Below are 26,616 nucleotides of genomic sequence, written 5' to 3'. Positions count from 1 at the left end.
GTTACGTAAACAGCACGGCATTATGACAAGGAGATTTCGATGAATATCGTAGTATCATTTAGTAACACCCTCCTGATAAGCTTTGTAGAAATGCTTTATTTGGTAGGTGTTTTTATTTTTATTGGCTTTCTCTTAGGATATTTGGAAAAATACTCAAATACATATTTGGTTCGAGCGTTGGGACGAAAAGGAGTGCTCCTGACCGCCTGGATAGGTACCCCGATTCACGAAATTGGACATCTGATCCAATGCATCCTATGGGGACACAAGGTAACAAAGGTAAAGCTGTTGCAGCTCAATAGTCCAGATGGTGTGCTTGGCTATGTTGAGCATCAATATAATCCAGCCAGTGTTTATCAGCAAGTCGGCAACTTCTTTATCGGGCTAGGGCCTATATTTAGTGGAATTGCTTCTTTAATAGTAGGCATGTATCTTCTTGTGCCGCAATCGTATGCTACTTTTAAAGCTCAAATTCATCAACATATATCTATAGAGAAGGTAGATATCAATGTGTTAAAAACGATAGGTGAAGCAGTGATCGTGATAAGTAAAAGTCTCTTTACTCTGCATAACCTGACGACTCCTTCGTTTTGGCTGTTTATTGTGCTGGCTATCAGTATTTCTTCCCACATTGCGTTAAGTAAAGCAGATATCCAAAATTCCGCAAATGGACTCGTCATGATTTTCGCTTTGCTTGTTGTGTTTAATATTATTGCGGGATTTCTACATGTGAACAGCTATAAGATGATTGTTCAACTTGCAGAATATAATGCCTATGTTCTTGCATTTTCGAGTATAGCGGTACTCTTTTCACTTATAACGCTAGGGTTTAGTTATCTTCTCTATAAACTAAAAGTAACATAAAAAATGTGCAGCGATCTTTGTTTGAAAGGGGCTGCACATTTTTTTGTCTCCTTAATCATTCTTATGTGCTCGTTAACTTCTGTCACAGCTTGTTTGATACGAGGAATATCGGATACAATCTTCCTTGGCTGGTGATTTTGGATTTGAATTCTTGATTGTGTTTTTTTTAAAATAATCTGCTTATAATAAGTCACATGAAATAAATAAAAGGTCGGCCTAATCTCGAGTTCGAGAGCGGAAAAAACAATCAATTATAATTGGAGTGGAAAACGGGATGAAAATCAAACATTTTTTATTCGGCCGCCCGCTGTCAACAGAAGCGTTGCAGGAAGAGAGAATGCCGAAATGGATGGCCTTGCCGATCCTTTCATCCGATGCTTTATCCTCGGTAGCATACGGGACAGAATCGATTTTAATTGCGCTTGTTGCTTATGGAGTAGCCGCCAGGTGGTTTAGTCTTCCTGTTTCATTGATCATTGTGATTCTCCTCTTTACCCTGATTATTTCGTATCGTCAGGTGATTAATGGATACCCGAGGGGGGGCGGGGCGTATGCGGTAGCGAAGGAAAACTTTAATCCGCTGATGGCACTGATTGCCTGTGCCGCACTGCTCGTCGACTATACGTTAACAGTAGCTGTATCCGCTACAGCGGGAGTGGCTGCTATTACATCCGCCTTTCCGAATCTGATACCGTGGAATGTTGAGCTTTCTGTGCTGGGTGTTCTTCTTGTCGCTTTTATCAATATGAGAGGGGTTCGAGAAGCCGGCACAGTTTTTGCTTTTCCAACATACTTTTTTATTTTTAATATTTTTGCCTTGTTACTTGCTGGTCTGTATCAGGTGGTCGTGCATGGCATTCCTTCTACCTCTATTCCGATGCCGGCGCACATTCCACAGGGAGTTACCCTCTATGTTCTGCTGCGTGCTTTTTCATCGGGCTGTTCGGCTTTGACCGGTGTAGAGGCGATCTCCAACGCCACTCCAGTCTTTCGAGACCCAACGGTGAAGAATGCGAAAACCACGCTCTTATACTTGGGGATTTTGTTGTTTGTCATGTTTATGGGTATCACAATTCTGGCCAATTTATATGGAGTTGCACCAAGTCCAACCGGGAATCCAACGGTTCTTTCTCAGGTTGCTTCTCACCTGTTTGGACATTCCTGGATGTATTATTCGACACAAATTTCGACAGCGCTTGTCCTGTTTCTGGCTACGAATACAGCCTTTGCGGGCTTTCCACTTCTGGCTGCCATTGTGGCACAGGACGGCTATATGCCCCGACAGTTTTCCACGCGGGGTGACAGACTTTCGCTTAATGTCGGCATTATGGTTCTGTCGCTCATGTCAATTTTGTTGATTATTGGATTTGATGCTGTGACTGATAGTCTGGTTCCGTTGTATGCCATCGGGGTATTTCTTTCGTTTACGATCGCGCAACTGGGTATGGTTAAGAAGTGGAGGATAGAAAAGCCTTCAGGGTGGAAATCGAAGGTATTCATCAATGCTTTAGGCGCGATCATGTCCTTTTCAGTTGTAATCATTTCTCTTGTGGAGAAGTTTTCAGCAGGTGCCTGGACCATCGCCATTATTATTCCGGTTCTTGTATGGATGATGTTTAGCATTAAAAGGCATTACGTAAGCGTTGCTACCCAATTAAAGATGGAGATCGATCACCCGCTGCATCTAAAGAGTACGCTGATGATTGTTCCGGTAGGTGGAATCAATCAAGTCGTACGCAACTCGATCGAATATGCCTTAGAATCTAGCCCGCCCGAGCAGATTATCGCGTTTCATGTTTCCATTGATAAAGACGAAGATGAGAAGTTCAGGGAAAAATGGCAAGCGTGGAATCCTGGGATTCGTCTGGAAACTTTTTATTCACGTTATCGAAGCATCAAAAATCCATTGCTTCGCTTTATTGACCAGGTTCAACGGCGTGTCGATGGGAAATATGAAATCACCGTTGTTCTCCCGATCTTTATTACGAAAAAAACGTGGCACCGGATGCTTCATAACCAGGCCGCTTACTTTATTGAACGTGCGTTGTTGAATCGGGAGGATATCATAATTGTTAAAGTGCCATTCCATTTAAAATCCTAACAAAAAAACAGTCAGGGCGTTTCCTCCCTGACTGTTTTCTTATTTTGATATGACTGTTGTAGATGTGGCAGACCCCTCTGATGAGAAGGACAACCATACGAGAAAAAGACTTATGAGCACTGACGCTCCTCCAACCCAACCGAGAGGGGCAACCGAATAATGATTCACGATCAGACCACCCATTCCTGCTCCTGCGGCCAATCCGAATTGGAAGATAGAAGTATTGACACTTAGCGCGATTTCGGACGACTGAGGTGACAAGGTAATTAGATAATATTGCTGGGCAGGCACAGTCATTTGTACGGCACACATCCAAACCATCACCGCAAGCATGGCACCAAAAATAAGCTGCGCCATGAAGGGGAGGATGATCAAAATTGCTGCATGGAGGAATAAGCTTATGTAAAGCGTGGGTCGTATTCCCCGTTTATCCGTGGAAAATCCTCCTATACGTGACCCTGCTGTACTGGCCACGCCGGCCAATAATAGCGTTGTGCTGACAACAGCTGTCGACATCCCTGAAGTAGTTTGCAAGAGTGGTGTAATGTACGTATAGACTGTTGAGTACCCCGTCACAAAAAGGAACGAAACCAGCAAAGCCGTGATAATCCTATTGTTTTTGAGAGAAGCAAGCTGTGTCCGCAAAGGGATAGCCTTCTGTCCTGACAGCTTGGGAAGGTACAGCGAAATACAGAGAACCGGGATGATGCTTAATGCCGCAATGATGGCGAAAACAGAACGCCAGCCCCACAGTTCGCCTGCTATGGTCCCGGCAGGTACTCCTAGAACTAGCGAGATACTAAAGCCCATGAGAATGATCCCAATCGAACTCCCTTTTTTCTCGGGTGGAGCGAGGTTGGCAGCGACAGCAAGCGCCACCACGGTATAGACGCCTCCACTTAAGCCGAGCAGGATTCGGGAAGTCATCAAAACAGAAAAGCTAGGACTGATAAATGCGAGCAGATTGCCAGCGATGAAGAGAAGAAGAACTGTGATAAGCAGTTTCTTTCGCTCCATACTTGCGGTAAAAGCGATTACTAGCGGTGAACCAAAGGCAAATGCTAGAGAAAAACCGGTTACCAATTGCCCGGCGAGTGAGAGTGGGACCTGCGTGTCTTTCGCAATCATATCGATGATTCCGGTGACAATCGATTCGGCAGTGCCCACCATGAACTCACCCAAGGCAAGTAAATAAACTACTGTATAGCAAGACAATAGCGTCACTCCTTAAACGAAAAGTTTTGCCGATTCCCGCGCGGGTGCGACAAGTGTTTGATCTAGTGACATATTACGCAAATAATTCTATAGTTTACATAGATAAATGAAGTTATTTCTGCTATATCGCTTTAAATATTCAAGTTAATTAGAGTTATTTACTTAAAGAAATGAAAGGGTGATTCATCTGGATCAGATAGACTACAAAATTTTACATCTTCTGCACGAAAATGCTCGTATTTCAATGGTTGAAATAGGAAGAGTTATTGGGATGACGCAGCCCGCGGTAAAAGAGAGGGTAAGAAGGCTAGAAGAGCAAGGCGTGATTACGGGGTATCATGCTGCCATCTCTCAGGCGAAGCTAGGTAAAAACACGACTGCTTTCGTCATGTTCCGGACGAAGAAATGCTCTGCCTTTATTGAGTTCTGCAAGCAATCGCCCGAGGTGACGGATATGTATCGGATCAGCGGAGAGTACAACTACATGCTGAAGGTAGTCACTGAAACCAACGAAGAACTAGTGGCTTTTTCGGAAAGATGCGCTGATTTTGGCTATTCCTATACCTTGATTGCGCTGACAGCTCCATTTGAGCAAAAAATGATGTTGGATGACAGTCGTGTTGATTAGCCAAATTTTCGCTAGCCATTTGGGGGACGGACAACAAAGGACGACTTTTGTCAGTCGCCCCTTAGATTTGGTGATATCAATTAATTTAAGGTAAACGGTAAAAAGCAAATGGTTTACCATAACGAAATGGATTACTGAGTTCATCCAGTTCTTTTGTTATTTCTGAATCGAGATTTATGTTTACGCTTTTCAAATTATCCTCCAGTTGTTCGATGCGTGTAGCACCCACGATAACGGTGGAGACAGCGGGTCTATCCATGAGCCAGGCCAGCGAAATCGCACTAGAAGTATAACCATGTTCGGCTGCCAGCTTGCTTACATTTTGTCCGAGTGTAATGGCTCGATCATCAAGAAATCTGCTGAAGTTGGGGTCTGTATTTGCTCTGGAACCTACAGGTACCGTCTCTTTTTCACTATACTTTCCAGTTAGAATCCCTCCAGCTAGCGGAAAATACGGAATAATACCGACACCTTGATCTACACACATGGGAACAAGTTCATTTTCAGGTGTACGATCGGCAAGAGAATAACTAATTTGAGTGGAAATATACCGGGTAAATCCTTTCCATTCACTAATACCTAATGCTTTCATTAACTCCCAGGCAGCATAGTTCGATGCTCCAATATAGCGCACCTTCCCTGAACGAACCATATCATCTAAAGTACGCAGCGTTTCTTCAAGCGGAGTGTACGGGTCAAATGTGTGAATTTGATACAGGTCGATATAATCCGTTTTTAAACGTCTAAGGCTGTCTTCTAACTCCTGTTGAAGATGAAAGCGAGATGAGCCACTCTCATTCGGCCCTGTTCCTCGCACTAATCCAGCCTTTGTCGCTAACACAACGTTTTGTCGCCTTCCGTCCAGAGCTTGTCCAATAATTCTCTCTGATTCAGAGTTAGCATAAATATTTGCCGTATCAATGAAATTAATACCACTGTCCAAGGCATGATGGATAATCTTGATTGAAGTGTCTTGATCAGCTCGTTTTCCAAATGCATTTGTGCCCAATCCTAATATCGATACTTCAAGTCCACTTTTTCCGAGACGGCGATATCTCATATTTCCTTGCTCCTTTGCAAATTTTTATTTACTGTATCATATCACGTGTGGAGTGCGTGGTAAGACTATATTTGAAGGATGGATTTTGTGCTGAGTTAGATCAAACAGCGACAAGCTTATTATTAATATAATTACTGTTTGTATAGGTAATTTGCAATATAATCGCTACTTGATTGGTAAAAATATTAATGACATAAGTCCCTATTTCATATTACTATGTGAATACACAACAATATTTTATGTGTGTAATTGGGGGAGGATATTTTGGCAAATTTACTTTGGTTAGAAGGGTCGGCGTGTAGCGGGAATACGATGGCTTTCTTGACGGCAGATCAGCCTGATGTCATTGATTTGCTGACACAGTATGGGGTGAAACTGTGCTGGCATCCGTCGTTAAGTCTGGAAATGGGAGATAGCGTAAAGAAAATTTTGCGAGATTTCATTGATGGACATGAGCCGCTAGACATTTTGGTGATTGAAGGTGCCATTGCGCAAGGGCCGAACGGCACCGGCAAATATGATGTTTTTTGTGAAAGGCCTTTCAAAGATTGGGTAGCAGATCTATCCAAAGTCGCTCGCTTCGTAATCGCTGCTGGTGATTGCTCATGCTTCGGGGGAATTCCGGCAGCTGATCCAAATCCGACTGATGCGACTGGCTTGCAGTTCCATCGGAAAGATAAAGGCGGATTTTTAGGAGCGAATTATCGCTCAGCAAGTGGATTGCCTGTCATTAATGTGTCGGGATGTCCAGCGCATCCGGATTGGATTACACAAACGATCATTGGCGCTTTAACTAGACCTCAAGATTTACTCCTCGATGAATACCATCGTCCACTCGATTTATACTCCACGACTACTCACCAGGGATGTACACGAAATGAGTACTTTGAATATAAAATTGCAGCTGAAACATTAGGATGCAAGGAAGGGTGCCTGTCCGTTAACTTTGGTTGTCAGGGGCATTATACGCATTCCTCGTGCAACCGAATTTTATGGAATCGTCAATCCAGTAAAACAAGAGCGGGTGTCCCTTGTTTTGGCTGTACAGAGCCTGACTTTCCTACTTTCAACTACTTTAAAACAGAAAAAGTCGGGATGATTCCGAAAAAATCTCCTCTGGGTGTTCCGACATTACCGTATATTGCTGCTGCAGCTGTTTCCAAATTGGCGGCTCCAGAACGCTTGAAAGGCAAAATGATCAAGGGGAGAGAATAATATGGGGAAAGAGCTAACAAGAGTAAAGCTGAATGTCAGTCCGCTTAACCGCGTGGAAGGCGATTTGGAGATTAAAGTCGTGATTGAGGAAAACAAAGTGGTACAGGCAAGTGCCATGGCGACAATGTTTCGTGGCATTGAAGTGATTTTACGTGGAAAAAGCCCACTTGATCCGCTTGTCATCACACCGCGAGTTTGTGGCATATGCGGGCAGGCTCACTTGCGAGCTGCCGTAAATGCTCTGGAAAACGCTTATCAAGTTTCACCTCCAAAAAATGCGACACTGGTGCGTAATATTTGTCAGGCGACGGAAAATGTACAAAGTCATGCGACATGGTTTTATGCATTGTTTGCAGTCGATTTCGTCAATGAGAAATATGCAGAGTCGCCTTTTTATGAAGAAGTGAAAAAGCGATTTGCTCCTTTTACAGGAACATCGTACGCACAGGCAGTGAAGCAACGTAAGCGCTTACTCGAGGTGAATGCCATTTTCGCCGGGCAATGGCCGCATAGTAGTTTCATGGTTCCAGGTGGGATTACAGGCTCGCCTTATTTAACAGACTTGACCAAAACAATGGCGATTTTCAAGGAATTTCAGAATTTCGTTGAAACGGTTATTCTCGGATGCTCCATTGAGCGCTGGCTAAAAATTACCGGAGAAAACGATTTACGGGTATGGCTTGCGGAGAGTGAATCACATCGCAATAGCGATATCGGTCTATTCATTCAGTTTGCTCTTGATGTAGGACTGGATAAGCTGGGGGTTGGACCTGGAAAGTTCCTCTCTTCGGGTGTGTATGAAGACCCTGATAATCCGTATAACCATAAAGTAGAAGAACGTACCGCATGGTTGCCTGCAGGCTACTACGACGGCACGAAAACACACGCTTTTGACCATTTAAAAGTGGAAGAGCATATCTCTAGTTCTTTCTATAAAGGATACGAAGGTGGAAACCATCCGTGGGAAGGTGTCACAGACCCGGATTATAAAGAAGATGATGAGGATAAGTACAGTTTTGCGAAGGCGCCGCGTTATGATGGGCAGGTCGTGGAAGCCGGGCCGCTGTCACGGATGATTGTAGAGGGCGATCCGCTTATGATGGATTTACTTACGGTACATGGTCCGAGCGTTTTCCTGCGTGCAATTGCTAGATTCCAGGAGTCGGTGCGTACGCTTCCGAAAATGTATGAATGGTTAGCGGAGATTGATCTGCAGAAACCATTCTATATCAAGCCTGCTGAACCGCAGAATGCAAAAGGTGTTGGATTGACGGAAGCAGCCCGTGGCTCCTTGATGCATTGGAATGTGATTGAGGACGGTAAACTGGCTAATTATCAGGTGATCACACCAACAGCATGGAATGTCTCGCCGCGTGATAGCATGAACCAACTGGGTGCGATTGAGCAGGCGTTAATGGGCACAGAAGTAGTAAGGCCTGATGATCCGACTGAGTTAGGTAGTGTGGTGCGTTCCTTTGATGCATGTCTCGTATGTGCGGTTCATTCTATCCATGGAACTCATATCCACCATATGCGTTTAGGAATTTAAGATGGAATATTCATACGAATTGTTACTAGTGGGACTGGGAAACACGCTTCATGGTGATGACGGGTTCGGTCCAAGAATCATTGCGGAATTGCAAAAGCGGTATACATTTCCGCAAGACGTTCGCCTAGTAGATGGAGGGATCTTAGGTCTCTCCATCCTCCCACTGATAGAAGAAGCAAGAGAAATCGTCGTAATAGACACAGTTGTTTTACAAAAAGAGCCAGGGACGTTATATCAATTCCCGATCTCCGCGTTGAAGATACCGGATGAAGCACCGCTGTATCTGCATGAGATGGGGATTGCAGAAGTGTTACACATCGTTAAGAGCAGCGGAAGGGAAGTTGGCGGTCTTGTCATTGGTATCGAGCCGGAAGAGGTCTCGCCGTGGACGCTTACACTCTCTGATCGGATAGAAAATAAGGTAGAAGAGACGGTGGAACTTGTGATTCGTGAACTCAGACAGCGGGGCTATCAACTTGCCGAGGTGTGTGCACAAAACGGAGGATCATCATGCATGAAGTAAGCCTGATGTCAGAAGTGATTTCTGTTGTTTCTACGATTGCTAAGGAACGGAACTTGCAGCATATCCACAAAGTGAAAGTTGTGGTCGGCGAGCATACGTCTGTCATGATTGATTCACTGCAATTTGCTTTTACGCTTTTGAAAAAAGCGCCACTCAGCGATACAGCCGTACTTGAAATCGAACGGGCAACCAGGGACGAGTTTTACATCGATTATATCGAGGGAGAGTAGGGACTTATATGACGGAACGAATTTATATTGAAAGGCATGTTCTGCAGGGAAATAAGGACATGGCTAAGGAAAATAGTGACCGTTTACGGCAGCATGACATACTTACACTCAATTTTCTCAGCTCACCCGGGGCAGGGAAAACGACATTGCTTGAACGAGTAATAGATGAAATGAAAAGCAAGTATGAGATCGCGGTTATTGAGGGGGATGTAGCGACGACGCTTGATTCGGAGCGAATTGCCGCTCATGGTGTTCATGCGGTGCAAATTAATACGCATGGTGCGTGTCATTTGGATGCCAAAATGATCGCACAGGCGTTGGACCGATTTGATCTCGCCGCAGTCGACCTGCTCATTATCGAAAACGTGGGGAATCTGGTGTGCCCGGCTGAATTTGATTTGGGTGAGGATTTGCGGGTTGTGATGTTAAGTACGACAGAAGGTGTCGATAAAGTAGCCAAATATCCGGTTGTATTCCAGCGGGCTGATGCTGTTATTTTGAATAAAACGGATTTATTGCCGTATATCCAGTTTGATGTGGAGCAATTCAAAGCGGATGTCCATCGGTTAAATCCGGATGTTCCTATTTTTTACGTGTCGGCGTTGAATGGGGAGGGAATGCACGATTGGATCGAATGGCTTACAGCGAAGGTAGTGAAGGCGTAACGATACAGCGGTATCAGTTGCGTGTCGCAGGAATTGTGCAAGGTGTCGGCTTTCGCCCACTTGTGTATCGTCTTGCCCAGCAATATCAGCTGAGCGGTCATGTATCCAATCAACGGGGAGAAGTCATCATTGAGGTCGAGGGGACGTTCGGGGACATTCAGGCCTTTCTTGATTCGCTATCGTCCCAGGCAACCGAGCCGATGCGCATTCAGACGCTAAGCAAAACTCAATTGCCGCCTATTAGGGAAACGGGCTTCCGGATTCATTCGAGTAAACAGGAGGGGGATTCTTCCTGTTATGTTTTGCCGGCTGATCTTGCCCTCTGTGACGCATGTGCACATGACATGTCAGACCCGGACAGCCGCTTTTATCGCTATCCTTTTACAAGCTGTACCGATTGCGGGCCGCGTTATACAGTTATTGAGGCGCTGCCGTATGATAGAGGGCGAACTGCCCTAGCATCGTTTCCATTGTGCGAAGAATGCTTGCAAGAATACGAGAATCCGCATAATCGGCGTTTTCATGCACAGTCGATTGCTTGTCCGCGCTGCGGTCCGCAGATTACTTTGTTGAATGAGCAGCAAAAAACAGTGTCCGGTGATTGGCTTGAAACGCTGCATTCGTTACTGGGAGCTGGAAAAATCATTGCGCTTAAAGGACTAGGTGGCTTCCACCTTGTGTGTGATGCAAGCAATGAGGCAGCGATCAAGGAGTTACGCCGACGCAAAAATCGATCACGCAAACCGCTTGCTCTGATGGGATGGGATATTGAGACGATTGAACGATACTTTTATGTATCACCAAAAGAGAGAGAAGTCATCCTTACGAGACAGGCACCCATTACACTGCTGCAACCGAAGCCAGAATTAGGGGAGATCTTGCCACTTTCTCTTCTGGCACCAGGCATTCGTCGGATGGGGGTCATGCTTCCGTATACACCGTTGCATCAGCTTATGTTTGATTCGACGTGCTTATTTGTAGTTGCCACAAGCGGCAATAAGAGCGGCTGCCCGATTGCACAGACAAATGAAGAAGCATTGCGTGACTTGCGCGATCTTGCAGACGGCTATGTGCTTCATAATCGTGACATTGTCGTTCGTGCTGATGATTCAGTTGGTCAGGTAATTGAAGAAGAATTTTATCTTATTCGTCGTTCGCGCGGGTTCGTCCCTGAAGGAATACCATTCCCTATTCCCGCTACATCATCTGCACTTCCTGTCGTTCTTGGCATGGGTGGTGAAATGAAAAATACGTTTTGCCTTTTGCATAATGGTAAGGCGTTGCTCAGTCATCACGTAGGAGAGGTCGACAAGGTTGAAGGGATCGAGAATTATCGACAAAGCATCGCTCATGTTTTACATCTGGTAGAAGCAAAGCCTGATGTCATTGGCTATGACCCGCATCCTGCTTACCGCGTTTCGCAAGAAAGAGAAGCGTGGAAGAGCAAGCATTCGATTGCGGTATACCATCATCATGCTCATATGACGGCATGTATGGCGGAACATATGCTTAAGGAACGTGTGATTGGGTGCATATTGGATGGAACTGGATATGGACGCGACGGTACGATGTGGGGCTTTGAAATACTGGTGGGCGATTACCTTGATTTTGAGCGAGTACATTCCCTTAAGCCGCTTGCGTTACCAGGGGGAGAGACGGCGATTCGGAATCCATGGCTACTGGCCGTATCATGTCTGTATGAAGCACTGGGAAATACAGACGATATGCTTGCTTGGGCTGAGCGATTGTTTTCTGCTTATCGCGAAAAAATGCCATTCGTTATGGCACAGCTTGATGGGCGCATTCCAGTAGCTACGAGCAGTGGTGCAGGCCGTCTGTTTGATGCTGTTTCGGCCTTGCTGGGTATTTGTGTAGAAAGCTCGTATGAGGGCGAGGCTGCTATGCTGCTAGGAGAGTTAATTGGAGACGATGTGCAGGGCACTGAACATGATAATCGGGTCTACCCTTTTTATAGCAGGGACGGGAAATGGCATGTGGATCGGCTGTTTCTAAGCATTCTCGAAGATTTTGAACAGGGCGTTTCTCCGCAGAGCATTTCGCGAACCTTTCATCATACGATTGCGGAAATGGTGCTGGATGGTGCGAAAGAGGCACGGGAAAAAACAGGGATTCGCTCAGTCGTATTAAGTGGTGGGGTATGGAACAATCGGTACTTGCTCTCGTATACAAAACGACGATTACAGCAGGAAGGATTTACGGTTTATACACAGCAGAAAATACCGGCTGGAGATGGGGGAATTGCCTTCGGGCAGGCAGTCTCAGCTTTATGGAGGTGGCATCAGGAGCATGTGTCTTTCAGTTCCAGCAAAAGTTGTTGAGGTTTATCTGCAGGAGTGGCGTGCTAAAGTTGATTACTTAGGGAGTACCAAAATCGTAGGCATTGGCTTGTTGGAGCAGGTAGAGATAGACCAGTATGTCCTGGTCCACGCAGGAGAAGCTATTCAGGTCATTGATGAATCAAGCGCACGGAATAGTCTTGATGTGTGGAAAGAGGTGCTCGATTTATGACGATGAGTAACCTTCTGGCTTTTCGGGATACGGAGCTAAGCAAAAAGTTAGTGGAAAGACTTATTCCATCCTTGGAGAAGGAAAGAGAAAAGTTGGGCAGGAAGCTTCGGTTTATGGAAGTGTGCGGCACTCATACGGTTGCTATTTCAAAAACAGGCGTCCGTGATATTTTATCCCCGTATGTTGATTTGATTAGCGGCCCAGGATGTCCGGTATGTGTGACGGATCAGGCGGATATCGACCATATGATTGCGTTTGCCAAGCGGCAGGACGTAATTGTTACGACATTCGGCGATATGATGAAAGTGCCGGGCTCGTCTTCTACTTTATATGAAGAACGAGCGAATGGAGCGGATGTTCGAGTTGTGTATGCTCCTTCGGAAAGTGTGGACATTGCCCTGCGTCATCCTGATAAGAAGATCGTATTCCTGGGAGTTGGGTTTGAAACGACTGCTCCAGGCATTGCGCTGAGTATGCAACGCGCTAAAAAGCTTGGGGTGACAAACTTCTGGGTATATTCGGCTCATAAGTTGACCCCACCAGCGGTTGATATTTTATTACAAGATTCGTCTTATCAATTTGACGGGCTGCTCTTGCCAGGGAACGTGTCCGTCATTGTTGGTCGGCGTGGTTGGGAACGTTTGGAGAAGGAGAACATTCCCGCTGTAATCGGAGGTTTCGAACCGGTCGATCTGTTATCATCCATTTCGCTTCTAGTCGAGGAGTTAAACAAAGAAAAACGATATGTTGTGAATAACTATGAGCGTGTCGTAAAGGAAGATGGAAATCGCAAAGCGAGAGAACTGCTTGCGGAAGTGTTTTCTGTTCAGACGGGAACATGGCGGGGAATTGGCGATCTTCCGAACAGCGGCTTAGTACTGAGTGAGGCGTACCGAACATTTGATGCGAGAGAGCATATCGAGGTGGAAAAGCCTGCAACAAAGCGGATCAAAGGATGCCTGTGTGGTGAAATCATTAAAGGAAAAATGCGTCCGTTTGATTGTAAACTGTTTGCCGGAATTTGTACGCCTGAGAATCCGATTGGTCCCTGCATGGTATCGGGAGAAGGTACTTGCTCCACCTACTACAAATATGAGCGTGGAAAAGTGGTAGCTCACGGATAGAGGGGATGAAACGGATGAAGATATTGCTATCGCATGGGGATGGCGGACTGCTTACCCATCGGCTGATTGAAGAAGTGTTTGCGGAAGCGTTTTGCGATGAAGCTCTTGCTGCGAAAGGGGATGCCGCTACAGTTGCTGTCGGAGCGGGTCAGTTGGCGATTACGACGGATTCTTTTGTTATTCAACCACTGGAGTTTCCAGGCGGGGACATTGGGAAGCTGGCTGTTGCCGGAACGGTAAATGACTTGGCTGTCAGCGGTGCCACACCTGCATACTTATCGGTTGGCTTTATTTTGGAAGAAGGTCTGGAAATTGATTTGCTGCGGAAGATGGTGCGCTCCCTCGCAGAAGCGGCACGGGAAGCAGGCGTGCGAATTGTGGCCGGAGATACGAAAGTTGTAGAACGCGGAAAATGTGACCGCATGTATATTAACACGACAGGAATAGGCTTCAATGAGCAGCCTAAGCGACTCGGATACGAGCAAATTCAGCCAGGCGATCGAATCATTATTAATGGTGGCATTGCTGAACATGGGGTGGCTGTTCTAGCAGAACGAGCAGGTATCAGTTTTGATCCACCGTTGCTTAGCGATTGCCAGCCGCTTAATAAGCTGATTGCCCGTGCGCTGACAGAATTTAAAACGATACGCTTTATGCGCGATCCAACCAGGGGAGGCGTGGCAACAACTCTGAAGGAAATCGCTGTGAGCGCCGGTGTGCGGATGATTGTGGAAGAGGAGAAAGTGCCGATGCAGTCAGCTGTTAAAGGAGCGCTTGAATTGATGGGAATGGACCCGCTTTATATTGCGAATGAGGGGAAAGTATTATTCATCGTATCAGAGCAGGAGTCGGAGACATTGGTTGATTTTATAAGAGCGTTTCCGGGATTTCATATGGCGGCGGAGATTGGCCGAATTGAACCGGGGAATGGTGAAGTGTTGCTAAAAACGGCGCTTGGAGGAACGCGAGAGCTGGATATGCTTTCTGGGACGCCATTGCCGCGAATTTGCTAATTTATAAAATGGAGGAGATTAAAATGTGTAAAGAAATCGTTAATACAAGTGAAGCTCAGCTTGCTTTACGTCAGATGGAAGATTTGGTGCGCCATGTGAATACGTATGTTTCTTCATGGGGAGATTTTGTCGAAAATCGCGGTTTGCATGGGCTGCGGACAGATTTTCTGGAAGCAGAGGAGTTAGCTGTACAGCTGCGCAAAAAGCTGCATCAACTTCAACATAAACTTCAGGATCAGCATCAGGAGACATCCGGGGTTACCGTGACCGATATGAGAGGCTAGGCAAGGGAACGGGGGGAAGAGATGATGGACGTTAGTTTTTTATCCGTTCTCGTATTTGGTTTTTTAATGGGAATCAAGCATGCGATTGAGCCCGATCATATTATTGCCGTATCGACGATCGCAAGCCAAAGTAAAAAAATAGGGCGTTCTGCGCTGGCGGGTGTGTTTTGGGGAGTTGGCCATACTACTACGCTGTTTATTTTAGGGATCACACTTATTTTGCTGAAAAGCCAAATACCTGAAGTGTGGGCGATGTCGCTTGAGTTTTTGGTCGGTATCATGCTTGTGTATCTAGGGATTGATAGTCTTGTAAGAATTAAAAAGGAAAAAATTCATGCCCATGCTCATCCTCACCGGGACGGGTATGTACACAATCATTTTCACTCGCACGGAACATTAGTTACCCATGAGCATCAACACAAAAATGTATCGTATTATAAATCGGCTGCTATTGGCTTTATTCATGGTCTTGCCGGAAGTGCGGCGATGATCCTGCTTACGATGGAAACCGTTCAAACAGTCTGGCAGGCAGCCGCCTACATTATCGTTTTTGGCCTGGGAACTGTTTGTGGGATGTTATTATTTACGACGGTGTTGGCGATTCCTTTTGTTATGAGCACAAGAAGTACAGGCATCCATTTTTGGCTGGCCAGGGTGACCGGGGCCATTAGTATATGTTTTGGCTTTTATTATATGTATCAGCTTGGTGTTGTAGAGGGATTATTTCGTCTTTGGATGTAATCTCTAGTTTGTAAGAGCAAAAATAGACCGTAGACCTCTGGGGAGGGCGGTCTATTTTTTTTATATGCAATATTGCAATTTTTACACTATGCTAAAAGGTATTTTATAGATAATATTTATTTATTGAATTATACAGTTTATATTCACAGATGTTAGTAAGAGGGGTTGAGGTATATGATGAATTGGATTGCATCAAGTGTAGGAAGAAGGTTACAGGTTGCGTTTATTCTCCTTTTACTGCTGCCGAGTCTAGTTATTGGAAGTTTCTCGTATAATACCGCTAAAGACCGGATACAAAACGACATGGTCAATTCTGCGGAACGAAACGTGAAATTTCTAAACGACTTAATTAATAATACGATAGAAAATGAGAAGAAGAGTGTAGGTTTTTTATCTCAGTCTATTGATGCAAGCTTATATGATGGAAAACAAAATCCACGTGTTATGGACATTATACATCGTTTCCAAAATACGCATCCAGAAATTACGTCTGCATACGTTGGTACACAAACGGGCATCTTGATTGCAGACGGGGCAGACAAACTCGCGCCAGACTATGATCCGAGGAAGCGCGTATGGTATCAAGAAGCAATGCAAAATAAAGAGAGCGTAAGTGTTTCAGAACCATACCTTGATAAGCTTAAAAATGTAATTGTTGTAAGCGCTTCAAAACCGTTGAAAGATGGGAGCGGGGTTGTTGCTATCGATTTAGATCTTACCAATCTGAGTAATTCCGTGAAACAAACAAAAATTGGCGAACATGGGTATGGATTTATCATCGATCAAACAAGGAAAGCCATTGTTCATCCTACGATAAAAAGTGGTGATGCGATCCCTGAACAGACTATGGGAGAGCTCTTTAAAAAGGATGAGGGTACATATATAGGTAACGAGGATGGAGAGCAAAAAGAAACATTTTTTACAACGAATACGACTACAGGATGGAAAGTAGCTGGCACGATAAAATTAGCAGAGATTCAAGAGAGTGTTCAAGGTATTTTCTTTACTACGGTTGTTACGATTATCGTCTCGCTGCTGTTGGGAGCTGTTGTGACGTATTGGGTGATTCTTTCCATTACAAGACCGCTCAAATTGCTAAGTGATGCTTCGGATAAAATCAGCAAAGGTGATTTAACAGAGAGAGTTAGTGTGAACGCTAAAGATGAGCTTGGTCAACTGGGAAATCACTTTAATCATATGGGTGAATCCTTACAGACAGTTGTACACCAGGTAAAAGAAAGGGTAGATCTTTTGGCGGTTGCCTCCGAACAATTAATGGCAAGTTCTCAGGAAACAGCTAAGGCAACGGAGCATATTTCTGGTACGGTTCATGAGATCGCGGTTGGATCAGAGGAGGAGGCGAGAAACGTAGAGGGGATGTCAGCAACGATTGCTGAAATGTCTGATACACTTCAGGAAATCGCTCAGCATACGCAGACGACCTCTGTATCGATGACCAAAACTTCTGATATAGCATCTAAAGGAAATGAAACCATTCTTACAGCCGTTCAGCAGATGAACTTCATTCAAAACTCGGTTGATGAGTTAGCTACTATTATCAAGCATTTACATGAAAGTATCGATCAAATTGGAAATTTTGCCGGGCTGATTACAGATATATCAAGTCAAACAAACCTTCTGGCTTTGAATGCTGCTATCGAAGCAGCGAGGGCGGGAGAACATGGACGAGGATTTGCTGTCGTAGCGGATGAGGTTCGAAAGCTGGCAGAGCAATCCTCTCAATCAGCCGGCAGTGTTACAGGATTAATTGATATGATTAAAACTAAAATGGATACGGCTTTACGTTCGATGGAGAATAGTAGGAAAGAAGTAGCGAAAGGGATGGAAGTTGTCGATGATGCTGGAGCCTCCTTTACGCAAATCTACCAATCGATAGATGAAGTAAGCAATGAAATTCATGAAGTTTCCGCTTCGGTTCAACAGATTACAGCAAGTACCGAGCAGTTTGTGGCGTCCATTCGCTCTGTAACAAAGACAGTAGAAAAAGTATCAGAAGGTATTAATGAGGTGTCAGCTAGCACGGAAGAGCAATTAGCTTCGATGGAAGAGGTGTCTGCTACGGCAGCATCCCTGGCTAAAATGGCGGAAGAACTTGAGGAGATTGTAAAACAATTTAAAGCATAGTGTGCAGATAAAAACCGCTACCTGATCGTTTATCAGGTAGCGGTTTGCTGTGTCTTACGTCTTATAGGTAGCGTCGAGCTTCTATGAAGCGCTGTGTATACCAGGAAGAGTCTAAGTTTGTGATTTGAACAGGTCTGCCCGGGGCAACCGCATGAATGAATTTATTATTTCCAATGTAAATTCCTTCATGGTACCCGCTGTGAGAATTCTCGGAGCGGAAGAATACAATGTCCCCTGGCTGCAAGTCTGACTTACTCACCTGTGTCCCTTGCTGCAGTTGGCCAGCTGGTCCTGTAGATAAGGTAATGCCAAAATGTTTGTATACATAATAGGCGAATCCTGAGCAATCAAAGCCAGTTTGTGGAGAGCGGCCCCCATGTGTATAGTTGACACCGAGAAATTGCTCCGCGTAGGCTGCAACTTGCTCTCCTTGTCCCTGCTGCCCCTGTGAGGCCGTTGCAGACGATGGGATTGCGGAGTGGTGGTGAGAGCGATGGTGAGAATGGTGATAGGTTGCTGCGCTTGCATTTGGAATAGCTACATTGCATATACCTGTCACGAAAGCACTAGAGAGTACGACAACAGAAACGACTTTTTTAAACATAAAGAAAAATTCTCCCTTTCGTATGCCGCCGAGGTTAGCTGCCGGGTTCGGTTGAAAGGCTTCCCGATCGCAATTGCGATTTCACCCCAAGAAACGGTTCCCCCGTTCTGGTTTCCCAGATTAGGCACTCATTTAATTTCAACTTACATTTTTACAATAACGAAAAATTACGGGGAGAACATTAGGCCGTTACTGGTTATGTATCCATCATGAGGAAAGGGAAAACTTTTTACGTCATGATCATACATTGATCATATTTTTGCGATAAGCTTGCGTAGATCAGTTTGCCGTATTTTGCGAAAAAAGATCTTCCTGGTGTACTATTAACGTGTACCCATCGGAATTTTATGCACGTTATGATGCAAAAAGGAGATCTGTTATGTCGACGAACAATAATCTGAAGTTAACTGCCTTATCAACGAAGGGAGGTTGTGGATGTAAAATTGGTCCTATGGATTTGGCGCAAGTACTTCAGCGTTTACCTAAGACCGAGCCGCATCCGAATCTGCTTGTTGGTCTGGATACGAGTGACGATGCCGGAGTATTTAAGATTTCAGACGATCTGGCACTCGTGCAAACACTCGACTTCTTTACGCCTATTGTGAATGATCCGTATTCATTTGGACAGGTTGCGGCAGCGAACGCCCTCAGCGATATTTATGCAATGGGAGGAAAACCGCTTACGGTTATGAATATCGTAGCCTTTCCTATCCACAAATTGGACAAACAAGTTCTTGCGGAAATTTTGCAAGGTGCAGCTGAAAAAGTGCGCGAGGCCGGAGCGACTCTCGTTGGCGGCCATTCGATCGATGACAATGAGCCAAAATTTGGTCTTGCTGTAACGGGGCTCGTTCATCCAGATCATGTGAAAACGAATGCAAATGCCCAGGCGGGAGATCAGTTGATTTTAACAAAACCGATCGGGGTCGGCATTTTGACAACAGCGATTAAGAATGATCGGCTTCATGAAGAGGAGATTGAACGTGTTACGAAGGTTATGACCACTTTGAATAAAGTGGCTGCGGAAACAATGGCGAATTATACCGTACATGCATGCACAGATGTTACGGGCTTTGGTCTGCTTGGACATGCACTGGAAATGGCAAAAGGCAGTCAGGTTGGGATTACCATTGAACGATCTAACGTACCAGTTTTGCCCCGTGTACGTGAGTTGGCTGAGAGTGGGTGCATGCCTGGAGGTACGAAAAATAATTTTGCACATGTTGAAAGTTCGGTGCAGTTTGCAGATGATCTTGACGCGATCGATCGGTATGTTTTGTGTGATGCGGTCACTTCAGGTGGATTATTGATTTCGGTTGCGAATCAAGACGCGGAGAAGCTGCTAGAAGCATTGGTGCATGCTGGCGTTGAGGCGAAACGGATTGGATATGTGACGGATGAAAATCCAAGACGCATAACCGTTTTGTGATAGGGGGCGCACTGCATTGTTTCAAGATATAAACATTCAGGAATTACTTGAACGACATGCTAGAGGGGAGCTTATGCTAGTCGATGTTCGTTCTCCTGCGGAATTTGCAGAAGCTACCATTCCGGGAAGTGTGAACATTCCTATTTTTGATAATGCGGAACGGGCCGAAGTCGGTACACTCTATAAGCAAGTGAGTGTGGATGCCGCGAAAGAACGTGGGTTAGAAATTGTTTCAAGTAAGCTACCTCGTTTTATTAAACAATTTCAGCAGTATGATTCTCAACTGGCTGTTTTTTGTTGGCGGGGAGGCATGCGAAGCAAAACAACGGCGACGTTACTTTCGCTTATGGGCATACGTGCTTTACGCCTAGCTGGAGGAGTACGGGCCTATCGGAAATGGGTAGTCGAAAGGCTTGCGCAATACGATCTTCATCCACGTGCGGTTGTTCTGGGAGGAAATACAGGCTCTGGAAAAACGCATATTCTTCACCGCTTAAAAGAGCAAGGTTATCCGATACTTGATCTGGAAGCAGCGGCCGGGCATCGTGGTTCGATTTTCGGGGAAATTGGATTGCAATCGAATAATCAGAAGTCTTTCGATGCCTTATTATTGAATCAGCTTGAGGAAGTGAAGGATGCTCCTTATGTAGTGCTGGAAGCGGAAAGTCGACGAATCGGTAAGATTTTGCTTCCTGAGTTTATCATGCAAGCTAAAATTAGCGGCGTCCATATCATCGTGCAATTACCGCTGCATGAACGTGTGCGGATTATCATGGAAGACTATCGTCCCGAGGAGCATAAAGAGGAGTGCCTAGGGGCTTTCCTAAAAATAAAGAATCGAATTCATACCCCGGTCGCAGCGGAAATTGAACGTCACCTCCTGAACGATGAATACGAAGCGGCGATTCGCTTATTAATTGAGTATTATTATGATCCACGCTATCAATATATGGAGCGGATGTATATAGAAGAGCCTATTCTCATTCAGGCTGACTGTGTGGAAGAAGCTGTTGAAGCGGTGAAACGTCATCTGAACCTCTCTTTTTCAGTTTGATTTCAGATTTCCGTGGTAAAACATTAATGTGATACAAATACGTATAGATTGTTTCATTACGGAATGGAGAGGATACGATCATGAAAAAGAAAATGGTTATTTTGTTTGCGACTTCTATTGTAACAGCTTCCATGCTAAGTGCTTGTGGAACGAGCACGAAGCAGGCTGACAGTTCTTCGGCTCCTGCTACAACATCATCAAGCAGTCAAGCATCAGCTCCGGCTGCGACATCATCAAGCAGCCAGACTCCTGCTCCAGTTGCGAAAGCTGCGAATAATCAGGCTCCTGCTGGAAAAACAGTAGAAGTCAAAGTCATGGCAAAAGATTTTGAGTTTGATAAAAAAGAAATCCGTGTCAAAAAAGGGGACAAGGTAAAAATCACCCTGATGAGTGACGACGGTGGACACGGCTTCGAAATTCCAGACTACAAGGTGAACATTAAAGGAAACGGAAGCGCAGAGTTTGTCGCAGATAAAGCTGGTACGTTCCAATATGACTGTTCCGTGATGTGCGGAAGTGGTCACGATAAAATGACTGGAAAATTGATTGTCGAATAACGCTGTTCCGAAAAGCATGGACAAAATGATGGCTTGCTGCCTGATTTTGTCCATGTTTTTTTAATTTTTTTATAGTTGTAAACGCTTTAATCTGAAATATAACAACACGAGATAAATCTTATCTGTTATAATACAAACAATAACAACGATGAGGTGATACATAATGAATGCAAAGCCAAGTAAACTTTCGCGTTGCGTTAAAGCAAACGTTGTACTTCCACCCGATACGCAACATCATTACACGCTGTTCGGGGGCCGACTGATGCAGTTGATTGACGAGGTGGCGGTATTGTCTGCTACGCGTCATGCGAGACGGCCATGTGTAACAGCCTCCACAGATTCCGTCGATTTTCTTTCTCCTGTACGAGTGGGAGATTCCATATGCCTGGTTGCGTATGTTACGTGGACAAGTCGGACTTCGATGGAAGTATTCATCCGCTCTACAGCCGAAGACTTGATGACAGGGGAACGCCGGATTGCAGCGGTATCGTTCCAGACGCTTGTGGCCGTAGATGATATGGGAAAACCAATGCCGATTCCGGGTGTTATTCCGGAGACGGAGGAAGAAAAGTATTTATTTAAAACTGCACCGGAGCGGGCGATTGCACGCAAAACGCACCGGGAACAGACGAAAGATCTGATTGAGAATCTGACACACATTAATACGAATCATCTGGATGTGAATGAGCAGTTGTACGGGGTGGTAAACGGATAGTGGATAGTTGATGATAACATAAAGAAAAGCATCTACTGAGCAATAGGTAGGTGCTTTTCTTTATATGAATTAGTATTTTATAGTAGAATCGAAATGGTTATATGAAATAAAAATAACAGCTAAAGTGGTGGGAATTATGGAACAGATTATAGAAAAACTACTTATGTTAAGGTGATGAACGAATATGGATGAATGTACCGAGTTATCTGAGATAAAAGCACACATAGAGCGCCACGAAATAAGTTTAGTGTTCATTAAAATGGCGAATTGCGGAGTCTGTGATGTTGTATTTGAGAAGACAGAGAGATTGCTTCAAAAATATCCGCGGGTCAAAAGCGTTGCGGTATCCATTGAAAAAACGCCTGCGATTGCAGGAGAATTTCTTGTATTTACCGCACCAACGATTTTGTTGTTTCTACACGGAAAAGAAGTTTTACGTCAATCAAGGTTTGTTAGGTTTGAACAATTGGAAGAAGCGCTGGATCGAACGGAAAGCATGTGAGCTTTCCGTTATTTTTTTGAAAAAATCCAATTTAATATTACCTCTTATTGTATATATAGTTTAAAATAGTAAAAAAGCACTTCTCCTGTTCTGACGATCAATATTAGGAATGGGAAGGTGCTTTTTTTGCTTGAAAAGGCTAGCGTTGATACAGGCAGACACTCTTTTGCATATTGTGAAAGTAAAAGGGGGATGGACATGACAATTACATGGGATTGGCTTGTACAGAAAAACTTTCGCCTAAATGACGCGAACTTGCACCCGACTGTCCGACAGAAAGCGTGGGATGCTATTTTCGCGTTATGGCAGCAAGGGATCTACGTTCTCATCGCACAAGGATACCGCTCAATCGCTGAACAGAATGACTTATATGCACAAGGACGGACAAAGCCAGGGAAAATTGTGACGAATGCAAGAGGGGGGCAATCGTACCACAACTACGGTTTGGCGATTGACTTCGCTTTGTACACAAAAGACGGGAAAGACGTGACATGGGACGATAGCAGTGCTGAATGGAAGCAAGTGGTGCAGGTGTTTAAATCGAAGGGATTTGCCTGGGGCGGTGATTTCAGGACGTTTAAGGATACGCCCCATTTCGAGATGACATTTGGCTATCGATATAGTCAGCTTCAAAGTGGACAAGTACCCGCACGCCCGACAGCGGCTGTCGTAATTCCTGAACCGACGAAAGTGGCATCAAATGCTTGTAGTATAGTCGTTAATGGTGCGAAGTTAGATGCGAGTGGTATTCTCCGCGACGGTGTTTCGTATTTGCCAGTGCGGGCAGTGGGCAATGCGGCAGGAGTTACGGTTGGATTTGCAAACGGGAAGGTTATGCTCGGTACGAGTGTACTACAGACGACCCTCGTGATTGGGGATACGGGATATGCACAGGGACGGGAGATCGCACAAGTGCTTGGTTATGTGATTGACTGGGATCAGAATACACGTACAGTAACACTAACAAAAGGAAAAAGATAAGGAGAGGCCCCGCTGAACATTATGTGCAGCAGGGCTTTTTAGGTTCTTCCATGACCTGTAACGAAGATCTGGATACAATATATGTTTACACGTTATCTTATGTTGTTTAATATGAATGAAAAAATGAAAAAAATGGAGGAAGTCTTATGATGCATCCTGACACAGAGTTACGGTACATTAATGATCAGATCGGATTCGGTGTGTTTGCGACCCGATTCATCCCGAAAGGAACGATTACCTGGGCATTAGACGATCTCGATCAAATTTTAGAAGAATCAGTCGTAGAGTCACTTGAGCCGCTTCGCCAAAAGGATGTGCTCAAATATTCGTATCGCAACCAGCATGGGCAGTACATTTTGTGCTGGGACATTGGAAAGTACGTCAATCATAGCTTTCATGCGAATTGTGTAGGGACCGCGTATGAGATCGAGCTGGCGGCGCAGGATATTTATCCAGGTGAGCAGCTAACAGATGATTATGGTACATTGAATGTCGATGTTCCGTTTGAATGCTTTCCAGAAGAAGGAACGGACCGGGTACGGGTCATGCCGGATGATTTGTTGCGGTATGCCGACCGCTGGGACCTGCTGGCACAGGGAGCATTTCAGTTTTATAACGATGTCGAACAGCCATTGAAGCATCTCGTCCGGGCTGAATTCGCCGATAAAATTCAGGCTGTGATCGCCGGTAAAGAGCCGATGCTTTCGATTAAAGAGATTCATTATGATAGAAAGAAAAAAACGGGACGTTAATCTCGCTGAAGCATTTCTTGTAAGTGAGGAGCTTGTTTTAATACGCGCTGGAAAAATTCGCGTTGCAGACTAAGCAGAATGACAGGTGTAACCGAGCGAATGGATGCGGTGCGCCGGACGTCTTGCAAGAGCGCAATTTCCCCGAAGAAGTCGCCGTCTGCTAACGATGCTACTCGTTCCTGTTCTTCGCCCTCCTTATTTTTTAACACGTCTACTTTTCCTCGTACGATAACATAAAATCGATCTCCCCAATCTCCCTCTTCAATGATAACTCGATCTTTAGCGTACGATTCAGTAACGAAGTAATGAGAAATCTCGTGCAGTAGTTCATCATCTAGCGTAGATAAAATCGGAATTTTTTTAAGCTTTTCCGCTTTAACCTCCACATAGAAGCCGTTGTCACTCATCTGGAAGCCATTTTGTTTGTCCCAAGAATCTCGATATGTTCCGTTTGGTAAGGTTAATAGTTCTTGATGGGTTCCTTGTTCAATCAGCTGACCTTGATGCAGAACGAAAATACAGTCTGCGTGTTCGACAGATGCCAGGCGGTGTGTGACAGAGATAACCGTGCGGCTGTGCGACAGTTTTTGTAAGGTGAGATTGATCGCCATCTCGGTTGCCGGATCGAGCGCGGATGTTGCTTCATCGAGAATTAAAATGGCAGGGTTGCGAATAATGGCCCGGGCGATCGCGATGCGCTGGCGCTGTCCACCGGAAAGCATGGAGCCTCGTTCGCCTACACAGGTGTCGTATCCATCCGGAAATGACAGAATGATGTCGTGAATTTCGGCAGCGCATGCCGCATCTTCAATCTCCTGGTCAGAAGCATCTGGTTTGCCCATCCGAATATTTTCCCGAATGGATGTATTAAATAAGAAGTTGTCCTGAAACACAATTCCAATCTGGGAGCGGAGGGAAGAAAGTGACGTCGTACGAATGTTCACACCATCGAATGAGATTGCCCCGGTGGATGGTTCGTAAAACCGCATAAGTAGACTAATAATCGTACTCTTTCCAGAGCCACTTGAACCGACGAAGGCTACGTAGCTTCCTTTTGGGATGGAGAGGTTGATCTGCTTCAAGTTTTGATGATCCGGCGTATACCCAAATGTAACATTGGTGAAGCGAATCTCATGCTGTAGCGGCGCAAGCGCAGGGGTGGCCACGGCATCAGGAGTCGGGGGCTCTGCTAGTAATGCTTCGATTCGTCGCATTCCTGCCGTAGCGTGAATCAGCTGGGGAGCTAGCCAGGTAATGCCACCGAGCAGGGTGCTAATGCTAAGCAGAATCGAATTAAAGGCGAGCAATGAACCGATAGAGAGATACCCTTGAAATGCGAGAATCGAACCGGAGCAAATGACGATAAGATTAAGAATGATAATGCCGATATTAGTCGAACGATCTACGAGAAACGTGGAAAAATGGGCATTCGTAAAGATTTTTGTGTAACGAGCCATAAGCGTATGAAAAGAGCTGATAGAAGAACGTTCTAGACCGAATGCTTTTAGAACGGGTTGTGCGCTTGCATTCTCCTGCACGACTTCAGCAATCTGTGCCTGCGTTTCTTTGAGCAGCAGGGTCTTGTCAGAGGCACGAGCTCCAAGCATTTTGGGGCCGAGCAGACAGAGTGGCAGGGCAATGGTGGCGAGCAGGGCAAGTTTCCATTGAAGTACGAACAAGAATATAACGTTGCAAACTAAGCCTAACACCGACAAAATTCCGTACGGAATAAGCATCAGGAAGTTCTCTATAACAGAGAGGTCCGAATTAAAACGCGCTACGATGTTGGCACTTTTTGTTCGGACATAAAAGTCCATGGACAGTTTTTGTAAGTGTTCATACATGGTGACATTCATATCTCGGATCATGGCGGTTCCGATTCGTGCGGAAAGAAAATCCCGGCTTATCCCAGCAATTATGACGAGAATTGCCCCGATTAATAGACAGCTGAGAATAAGTACTAGCTTTGGATAATCGCCCGGTATAATTGCGTTGTCGATAATGAATTTAAAGCTAAGTGGTAACAATGTCTCGAAGGCTAATTCAATGATCAGGGCAAGGAATAGTAAAGCGCTTAGTCCCTTATAAGGGACTAAAAAGCGCATCACACGTTGTATGAAAAACAAGGAGTAGCAC

General features: G+C 45.1%; 26 protein-coding genes and 1 riboswitch. Of the genes, 22 read left to right on the top strand and 4 right to left on the bottom strand.

From position 1 onward, the window contains the following. The first annotated feature begins 39 nt into the window (after positions 1–39). Together PO771_RS16810 and PO771_RS16805 are read left to right on the top strand one after the other, a co-directional pair. Positions 40–864 (top strand): hypothetical protein, encoded by an 825-nt coding sequence (locus PO771_RS16810; protein WP_272560789.1) that lies wholly within the window; start codon positions 40–42, stop codon positions 862–864. A gap of 274 nt (positions 865–1,138) precedes the next feature. Continuing rightward, positions 1,139–2,965, top strand: coding sequence for an APC family permease (locus PO771_RS16805; protein ID WP_272560788.1), 1,827 nt, complete (start codon positions 1,139–1,141; stop codon positions 2,963–2,965). Between the two features lie 39 nt (positions 2,966–3,004). Here PO771_RS16805 and PO771_RS16800 read toward each other — a convergent pair whose 3' ends face one another. Then, complete coding sequence (locus PO771_RS16800) at positions 3,005–4,180, bottom strand: MFS transporter (protein ID WP_422664962.1); 1,176 nt, start codon at positions 4,178–4,180, stop codon at positions 3,005–3,007. A gap of 187 nt (positions 4,181–4,367) precedes the next feature. On the opposite strand from PO771_RS16800, the gene PO771_RS16795 reads away from it, so the two are divergent. Then, entirely contained in the window at positions 4,368–4,808 is a 441-nt protein-coding gene (locus tag PO771_RS16795; RefSeq protein WP_272563200.1) for an Lrp/AsnC family transcriptional regulator, read from the top strand. Between the two features lie 85 nt (positions 4,809–4,893). On the opposite strand, the gene PO771_RS16790 is transcribed toward PO771_RS16795, so the two are convergent. Next, positions 4,894–5,868: an aldo/keto reductase gene (locus PO771_RS16790; protein WP_272560785.1), complete on the bottom strand. Its 975-nt coding sequence runs from the start codon at positions 5,866–5,868 to the stop codon at positions 4,894–4,896. 264 nt (positions 5,869–6,132) lie between these two features. On the opposite strand from PO771_RS16790, the gene PO771_RS16785 reads away from it, so the two are divergent. The 12 genes from PO771_RS16785 to PO771_RS16730 all read left to right on the top strand — a co-directional run bounded on the left by PO771_RS16785 (position 6,133) and on the right by PO771_RS16730 (position 17,886). Then, positions 6,133–7,083, top strand: a complete 951-nt coding sequence (locus PO771_RS16785; protein WP_272560783.1) for an NADH-quinone oxidoreductase subunit B family protein — start codon at positions 6,133–6,135, stop codon at positions 7,081–7,083. 1 nt (position 7,084) lies between these two features. Then, a complete protein-coding gene (locus PO771_RS16780; RefSeq protein WP_272560782.1) occupies positions 7,085–8,632 on the top strand; it encodes a nickel-dependent hydrogenase large subunit in 1,548 nt (515 codons plus the stop codon). A 1-nt stretch (position 8,633) separates the two neighbouring features. After that, complete coding sequence (locus PO771_RS16775; RefSeq protein WP_272560781.1) at positions 8,634–9,155, top strand: hydrogenase maturation protease; 522 nt, start codon at positions 8,634–8,636, stop codon at positions 9,153–9,155. Continuing rightward, a complete protein-coding gene (locus PO771_RS16770; RefSeq protein WP_272560780.1) occupies positions 9,143–9,385 on the top strand; it encodes a hydrogenase maturation nickel metallochaperone HypA in 243 nt (80 codons plus the stop codon). Before PO771_RS16775 ends, PO771_RS16770 begins: the two co-directional genes overlap by 13 nt. A gap of 8 nt (positions 9,386–9,393) precedes the next feature. Next, positions 9,394–10,050: a hydrogenase nickel incorporation protein HypB gene (hypB, locus tag PO771_RS16765; RefSeq protein ID WP_272560779.1), complete on the top strand. Its 657-nt coding sequence runs from the start codon at positions 9,394–9,396 to the stop codon at positions 10,048–10,050. Beyond that, positions 10,020–12,389 (top strand): carbamoyltransferase HypF, encoded by a 2,370-nt coding sequence (gene hypF / locus PO771_RS16760; protein ID WP_272563199.1) that lies wholly within the window; start codon positions 10,020–10,022, stop codon positions 12,387–12,389. Before hypB ends, hypF begins: the two co-directional genes overlap by 31 nt. Then, on the top strand, positions 12,358–12,579 hold the full coding sequence (locus tag PO771_RS16755; protein WP_272560778.1) for a HypC/HybG/HupF family hydrogenase formation chaperone: 222 nt from the start codon (positions 12,358–12,360) through the stop codon (positions 12,577–12,579). The genes hypF and PO771_RS16755 overlap by 32 nt, the downstream gene beginning before the upstream one ends. Further along, complete coding sequence (gene hypD / locus PO771_RS16750; protein ID WP_272560777.1) at positions 12,576–13,703, top strand: hydrogenase formation protein HypD; 1,128 nt, start codon at positions 12,576–12,578, stop codon at positions 13,701–13,703. The genes PO771_RS16755 and hypD overlap by 4 nt, the downstream gene beginning before the upstream one ends. Before the next feature lie 14 nt (positions 13,704–13,717). Next, a complete protein-coding gene (gene hypE, locus PO771_RS16745) occupies positions 13,718–14,716 on the top strand; it encodes a hydrogenase expression/formation protein HypE (RefSeq protein WP_272560776.1) in 999 nt (332 codons plus the stop codon). A gap of 23 nt (positions 14,717–14,739) precedes the next feature. Next, a complete protein-coding gene (locus tag PO771_RS16740; RefSeq protein WP_272560775.1) occupies positions 14,740–15,000 on the top strand; it encodes a hypothetical protein in 261 nt (86 codons plus the stop codon). A 24-nt stretch (positions 15,001–15,024) separates the two neighbouring features. After that, complete coding sequence (locus PO771_RS16735) at positions 15,025–15,741, top strand: urease accessory protein UreH domain-containing protein (RefSeq protein WP_272563198.1); 717 nt, start codon at positions 15,025–15,027, stop codon at positions 15,739–15,741. 174 nt (positions 15,742–15,915) lie between these two features. After that, entirely contained in the window at positions 15,916–17,886 is a 1,971-nt protein-coding gene (locus PO771_RS16730) for a methyl-accepting chemotaxis protein (RefSeq protein ID WP_272560774.1), read from the top strand. Positions 17,887–17,947: 61 nt separating this feature from the next. Here PO771_RS16730 and PO771_RS16725 read toward each other — a convergent pair whose 3' ends face one another. Then, complete coding sequence (locus PO771_RS16725; protein WP_272560773.1) at positions 17,948–18,490, bottom strand: C40 family peptidase; 543 nt, start codon at positions 18,488–18,490, stop codon at positions 17,948–17,950. 8 nt (positions 18,491–18,498) lie between these two features. Further along, a riboswitch (cyclic di-AMP (ydaO/yuaA leader) is annotated at positions 18,499–18,627 on the bottom strand. Between the two features lie 242 nt (positions 18,628–18,869). Here PO771_RS16725 and selD point away from each other — a divergent pair. The 7 genes from selD (at position 18,870) to PO771_RS16690 (ending at position 24,480) form a co-directional block, all read left to right on the top strand. Then, positions 18,870–19,919 (top strand): selenide, water dikinase SelD, encoded by a 1,050-nt coding sequence (gene selD, locus PO771_RS16720; RefSeq protein WP_272560772.1) that lies wholly within the window; start codon positions 18,870–18,872, stop codon positions 19,917–19,919. A gap of 16 nt (positions 19,920–19,935) precedes the next feature. Next, positions 19,936–20,973: a tRNA 2-selenouridine(34) synthase MnmH gene (mnmH, locus tag PO771_RS16715; protein ID WP_272560771.1), complete on the top strand. Its 1,038-nt coding sequence runs from the start codon at positions 19,936–19,938 to the stop codon at positions 20,971–20,973. Positions 20,974–21,053: 80 nt separating this feature from the next. Beyond that, complete coding sequence (locus PO771_RS16710; protein WP_272560770.1) at positions 21,054–21,530, top strand: cupredoxin domain-containing protein; 477 nt, start codon at positions 21,054–21,056, stop codon at positions 21,528–21,530. A gap of 163 nt (positions 21,531–21,693) precedes the next feature. Next, positions 21,694–22,245 carry an acyl-CoA thioesterase gene (locus PO771_RS16705; protein ID WP_272560769.1) on the top strand — a complete coding sequence of 184 codons (552 nt, stop codon included), beginning with the start codon at positions 21,694–21,696 and terminating at the stop codon, positions 22,243–22,245. Positions 22,246–22,429: 184 nt separating this feature from the next. Further along, positions 22,430–22,747: a thioredoxin family protein gene (locus tag PO771_RS16700; RefSeq protein ID WP_272560768.1), complete on the top strand. Its 318-nt coding sequence runs from the start codon at positions 22,430–22,432 to the stop codon at positions 22,745–22,747. Positions 22,748–22,945: 198 nt separating this feature from the next. Beyond that, positions 22,946–23,728 carry a M15 family metallopeptidase gene (locus PO771_RS16695; protein WP_272560767.1) on the top strand — a complete coding sequence of 261 codons (783 nt, stop codon included), beginning with the start codon at positions 22,946–22,948 and terminating at the stop codon, positions 23,726–23,728. A 146-nt stretch (positions 23,729–23,874) separates the two neighbouring features. Further along, on the top strand, positions 23,875–24,480 hold the full coding sequence (locus tag PO771_RS16690) for an SET domain-containing protein (protein ID WP_272560766.1): 606 nt from the start codon (positions 23,875–23,877) through the stop codon (positions 24,478–24,480). On the opposite strand, the gene PO771_RS16685 is transcribed toward PO771_RS16690, so the two are convergent. Beyond that, positions 24,477–26,606 carry an ATP-binding cassette domain-containing protein gene (locus PO771_RS16685; RefSeq protein ID WP_272560765.1) on the bottom strand — a complete coding sequence of 710 codons (2,130 nt, stop codon included), beginning with the start codon at positions 26,604–26,606 and terminating at the stop codon, positions 24,477–24,479. The genes PO771_RS16690 and PO771_RS16685 overlap by 4 nt on opposite strands. Between the last annotated feature and the right edge of the window lie 10 nt (positions 26,607–26,616).

Source organism: Aneurinibacillus uraniidurans (assembly GCF_028471905.1).
Taxonomy (GTDB): domain Bacteria; phylum Bacillota; class Bacilli; order Aneurinibacillales; family Aneurinibacillaceae; genus Aneurinibacillus; species Aneurinibacillus uraniidurans.
The sequence above is the reverse complement of the archived record's forward strand: the minus strand, read 5'-3'. Positions and strand labels throughout refer to the sequence as shown.

Excerpts from the sequence above, each read along its gene's own strand:
- hypB (WP_272560779.1), top strand. The coding sequence starts at position 9,394 with ATGACGGAACGAATTTATATTGAAAGGCATGTTCTGCAGGGAAATAAG.
- PO771_RS16735 (WP_272563198.1), top strand. The coding sequence starts at position 15,025 with ATGGACGTTAGTTTTTTATCCGTTCTCGTATTTGGTTTTTTAATGGGA.
- PO771_RS16730 (WP_272560774.1), top strand. The coding sequence starts at position 15,916 with ATGATGAATTGGATTGCATCAAGTGTAGGAAGAAGGTTACAGGTTGCG.
- PO771_RS16775 (WP_272560781.1), top strand. The coding sequence starts at position 8,634 with ATGGAATATTCATACGAATTGTTACTAGTGGGACTGGGAAACACGCTT.
- PO771_RS16700 (WP_272560768.1), top strand. The coding sequence starts at position 22,430 with ATGGATGAATGTACCGAGTTATCTGAGATAAAAGCACACATAGAGCGC.
- PO771_RS16695 (WP_272560767.1), top strand. The coding sequence starts at position 22,946 with ATGACAATTACATGGGATTGGCTTGTACAGAAAAACTTTCGCCTAAAT.
- PO771_RS16710 (WP_272560770.1), top strand. The coding sequence starts at position 21,054 with ATGAAAAAGAAAATGGTTATTTTGTTTGCGACTTCTATTGTAACAGCT.
- selD (WP_272560772.1), top strand. The coding sequence starts at position 18,870 with ATGTCGACGAACAATAATCTGAAGTTAACTGCCTTATCAACGAAGGGA.
- PO771_RS16725 (WP_272560773.1), bottom strand. The coding sequence starts at position 18,490 with ATGTTTAAAAAAGTCGTTTCTGTTGTCGTACTCTCTAGTGCTTTCGTG.
- hypE (WP_272560776.1), top strand. The coding sequence starts at position 13,718 with ATGAAGATATTGCTATCGCATGGGGATGGCGGACTGCTTACCCATCGG.
- PO771_RS16740 (WP_272560775.1), top strand. The coding sequence starts at position 14,740 with ATGTGTAAAGAAATCGTTAATACAAGTGAAGCTCAGCTTGCTTTACGT.
- hypF (WP_272563199.1), top strand. The coding sequence starts at position 10,020 with ATGGCTTACAGCGAAGGTAGTGAAGGCGTAACGATACAGCGGTATCAG.
- hypD (WP_272560777.1), top strand. The coding sequence starts at position 12,576 with ATGACGATGAGTAACCTTCTGGCTTTTCGGGATACGGAGCTAAGCAAA.
- PO771_RS16780 (WP_272560782.1), top strand. The coding sequence starts at position 7,085 with ATGGGGAAAGAGCTAACAAGAGTAAAGCTGAATGTCAGTCCGCTTAAC.
- PO771_RS16755 (WP_272560778.1), top strand. The coding sequence starts at position 12,358 with ATGTGTCTTTCAGTTCCAGCAAAAGTTGTTGAGGTTTATCTGCAGGAG.
- PO771_RS16690 (WP_272560766.1), top strand. The coding sequence starts at position 23,875 with ATGATGCATCCTGACACAGAGTTACGGTACATTAATGATCAGATCGGA.
- PO771_RS16810 (WP_272560789.1), top strand. The coding sequence starts at position 40 with ATGAATATCGTAGTATCATTTAGTAACACCCTCCTGATAAGCTTTGTA.
- PO771_RS16705 (WP_272560769.1), top strand. The coding sequence starts at position 21,694 with ATGAATGCAAAGCCAAGTAAACTTTCGCGTTGCGTTAAAGCAAACGTT.
- PO771_RS16805 (WP_272560788.1), top strand. The coding sequence starts at position 1,139 with ATGAAAATCAAACATTTTTTATTCGGCCGCCCGCTGTCAACAGAAGCG.
- PO771_RS16770 (WP_272560780.1), top strand. The coding sequence starts at position 9,143 with ATGCATGAAGTAAGCCTGATGTCAGAAGTGATTTCTGTTGTTTCTACG.
- PO771_RS16790 (WP_272560785.1), bottom strand. The coding sequence starts at position 5,868 with ATGAGATATCGCCGTCTCGGAAAAAGTGGACTTGAAGTATCGATATTA.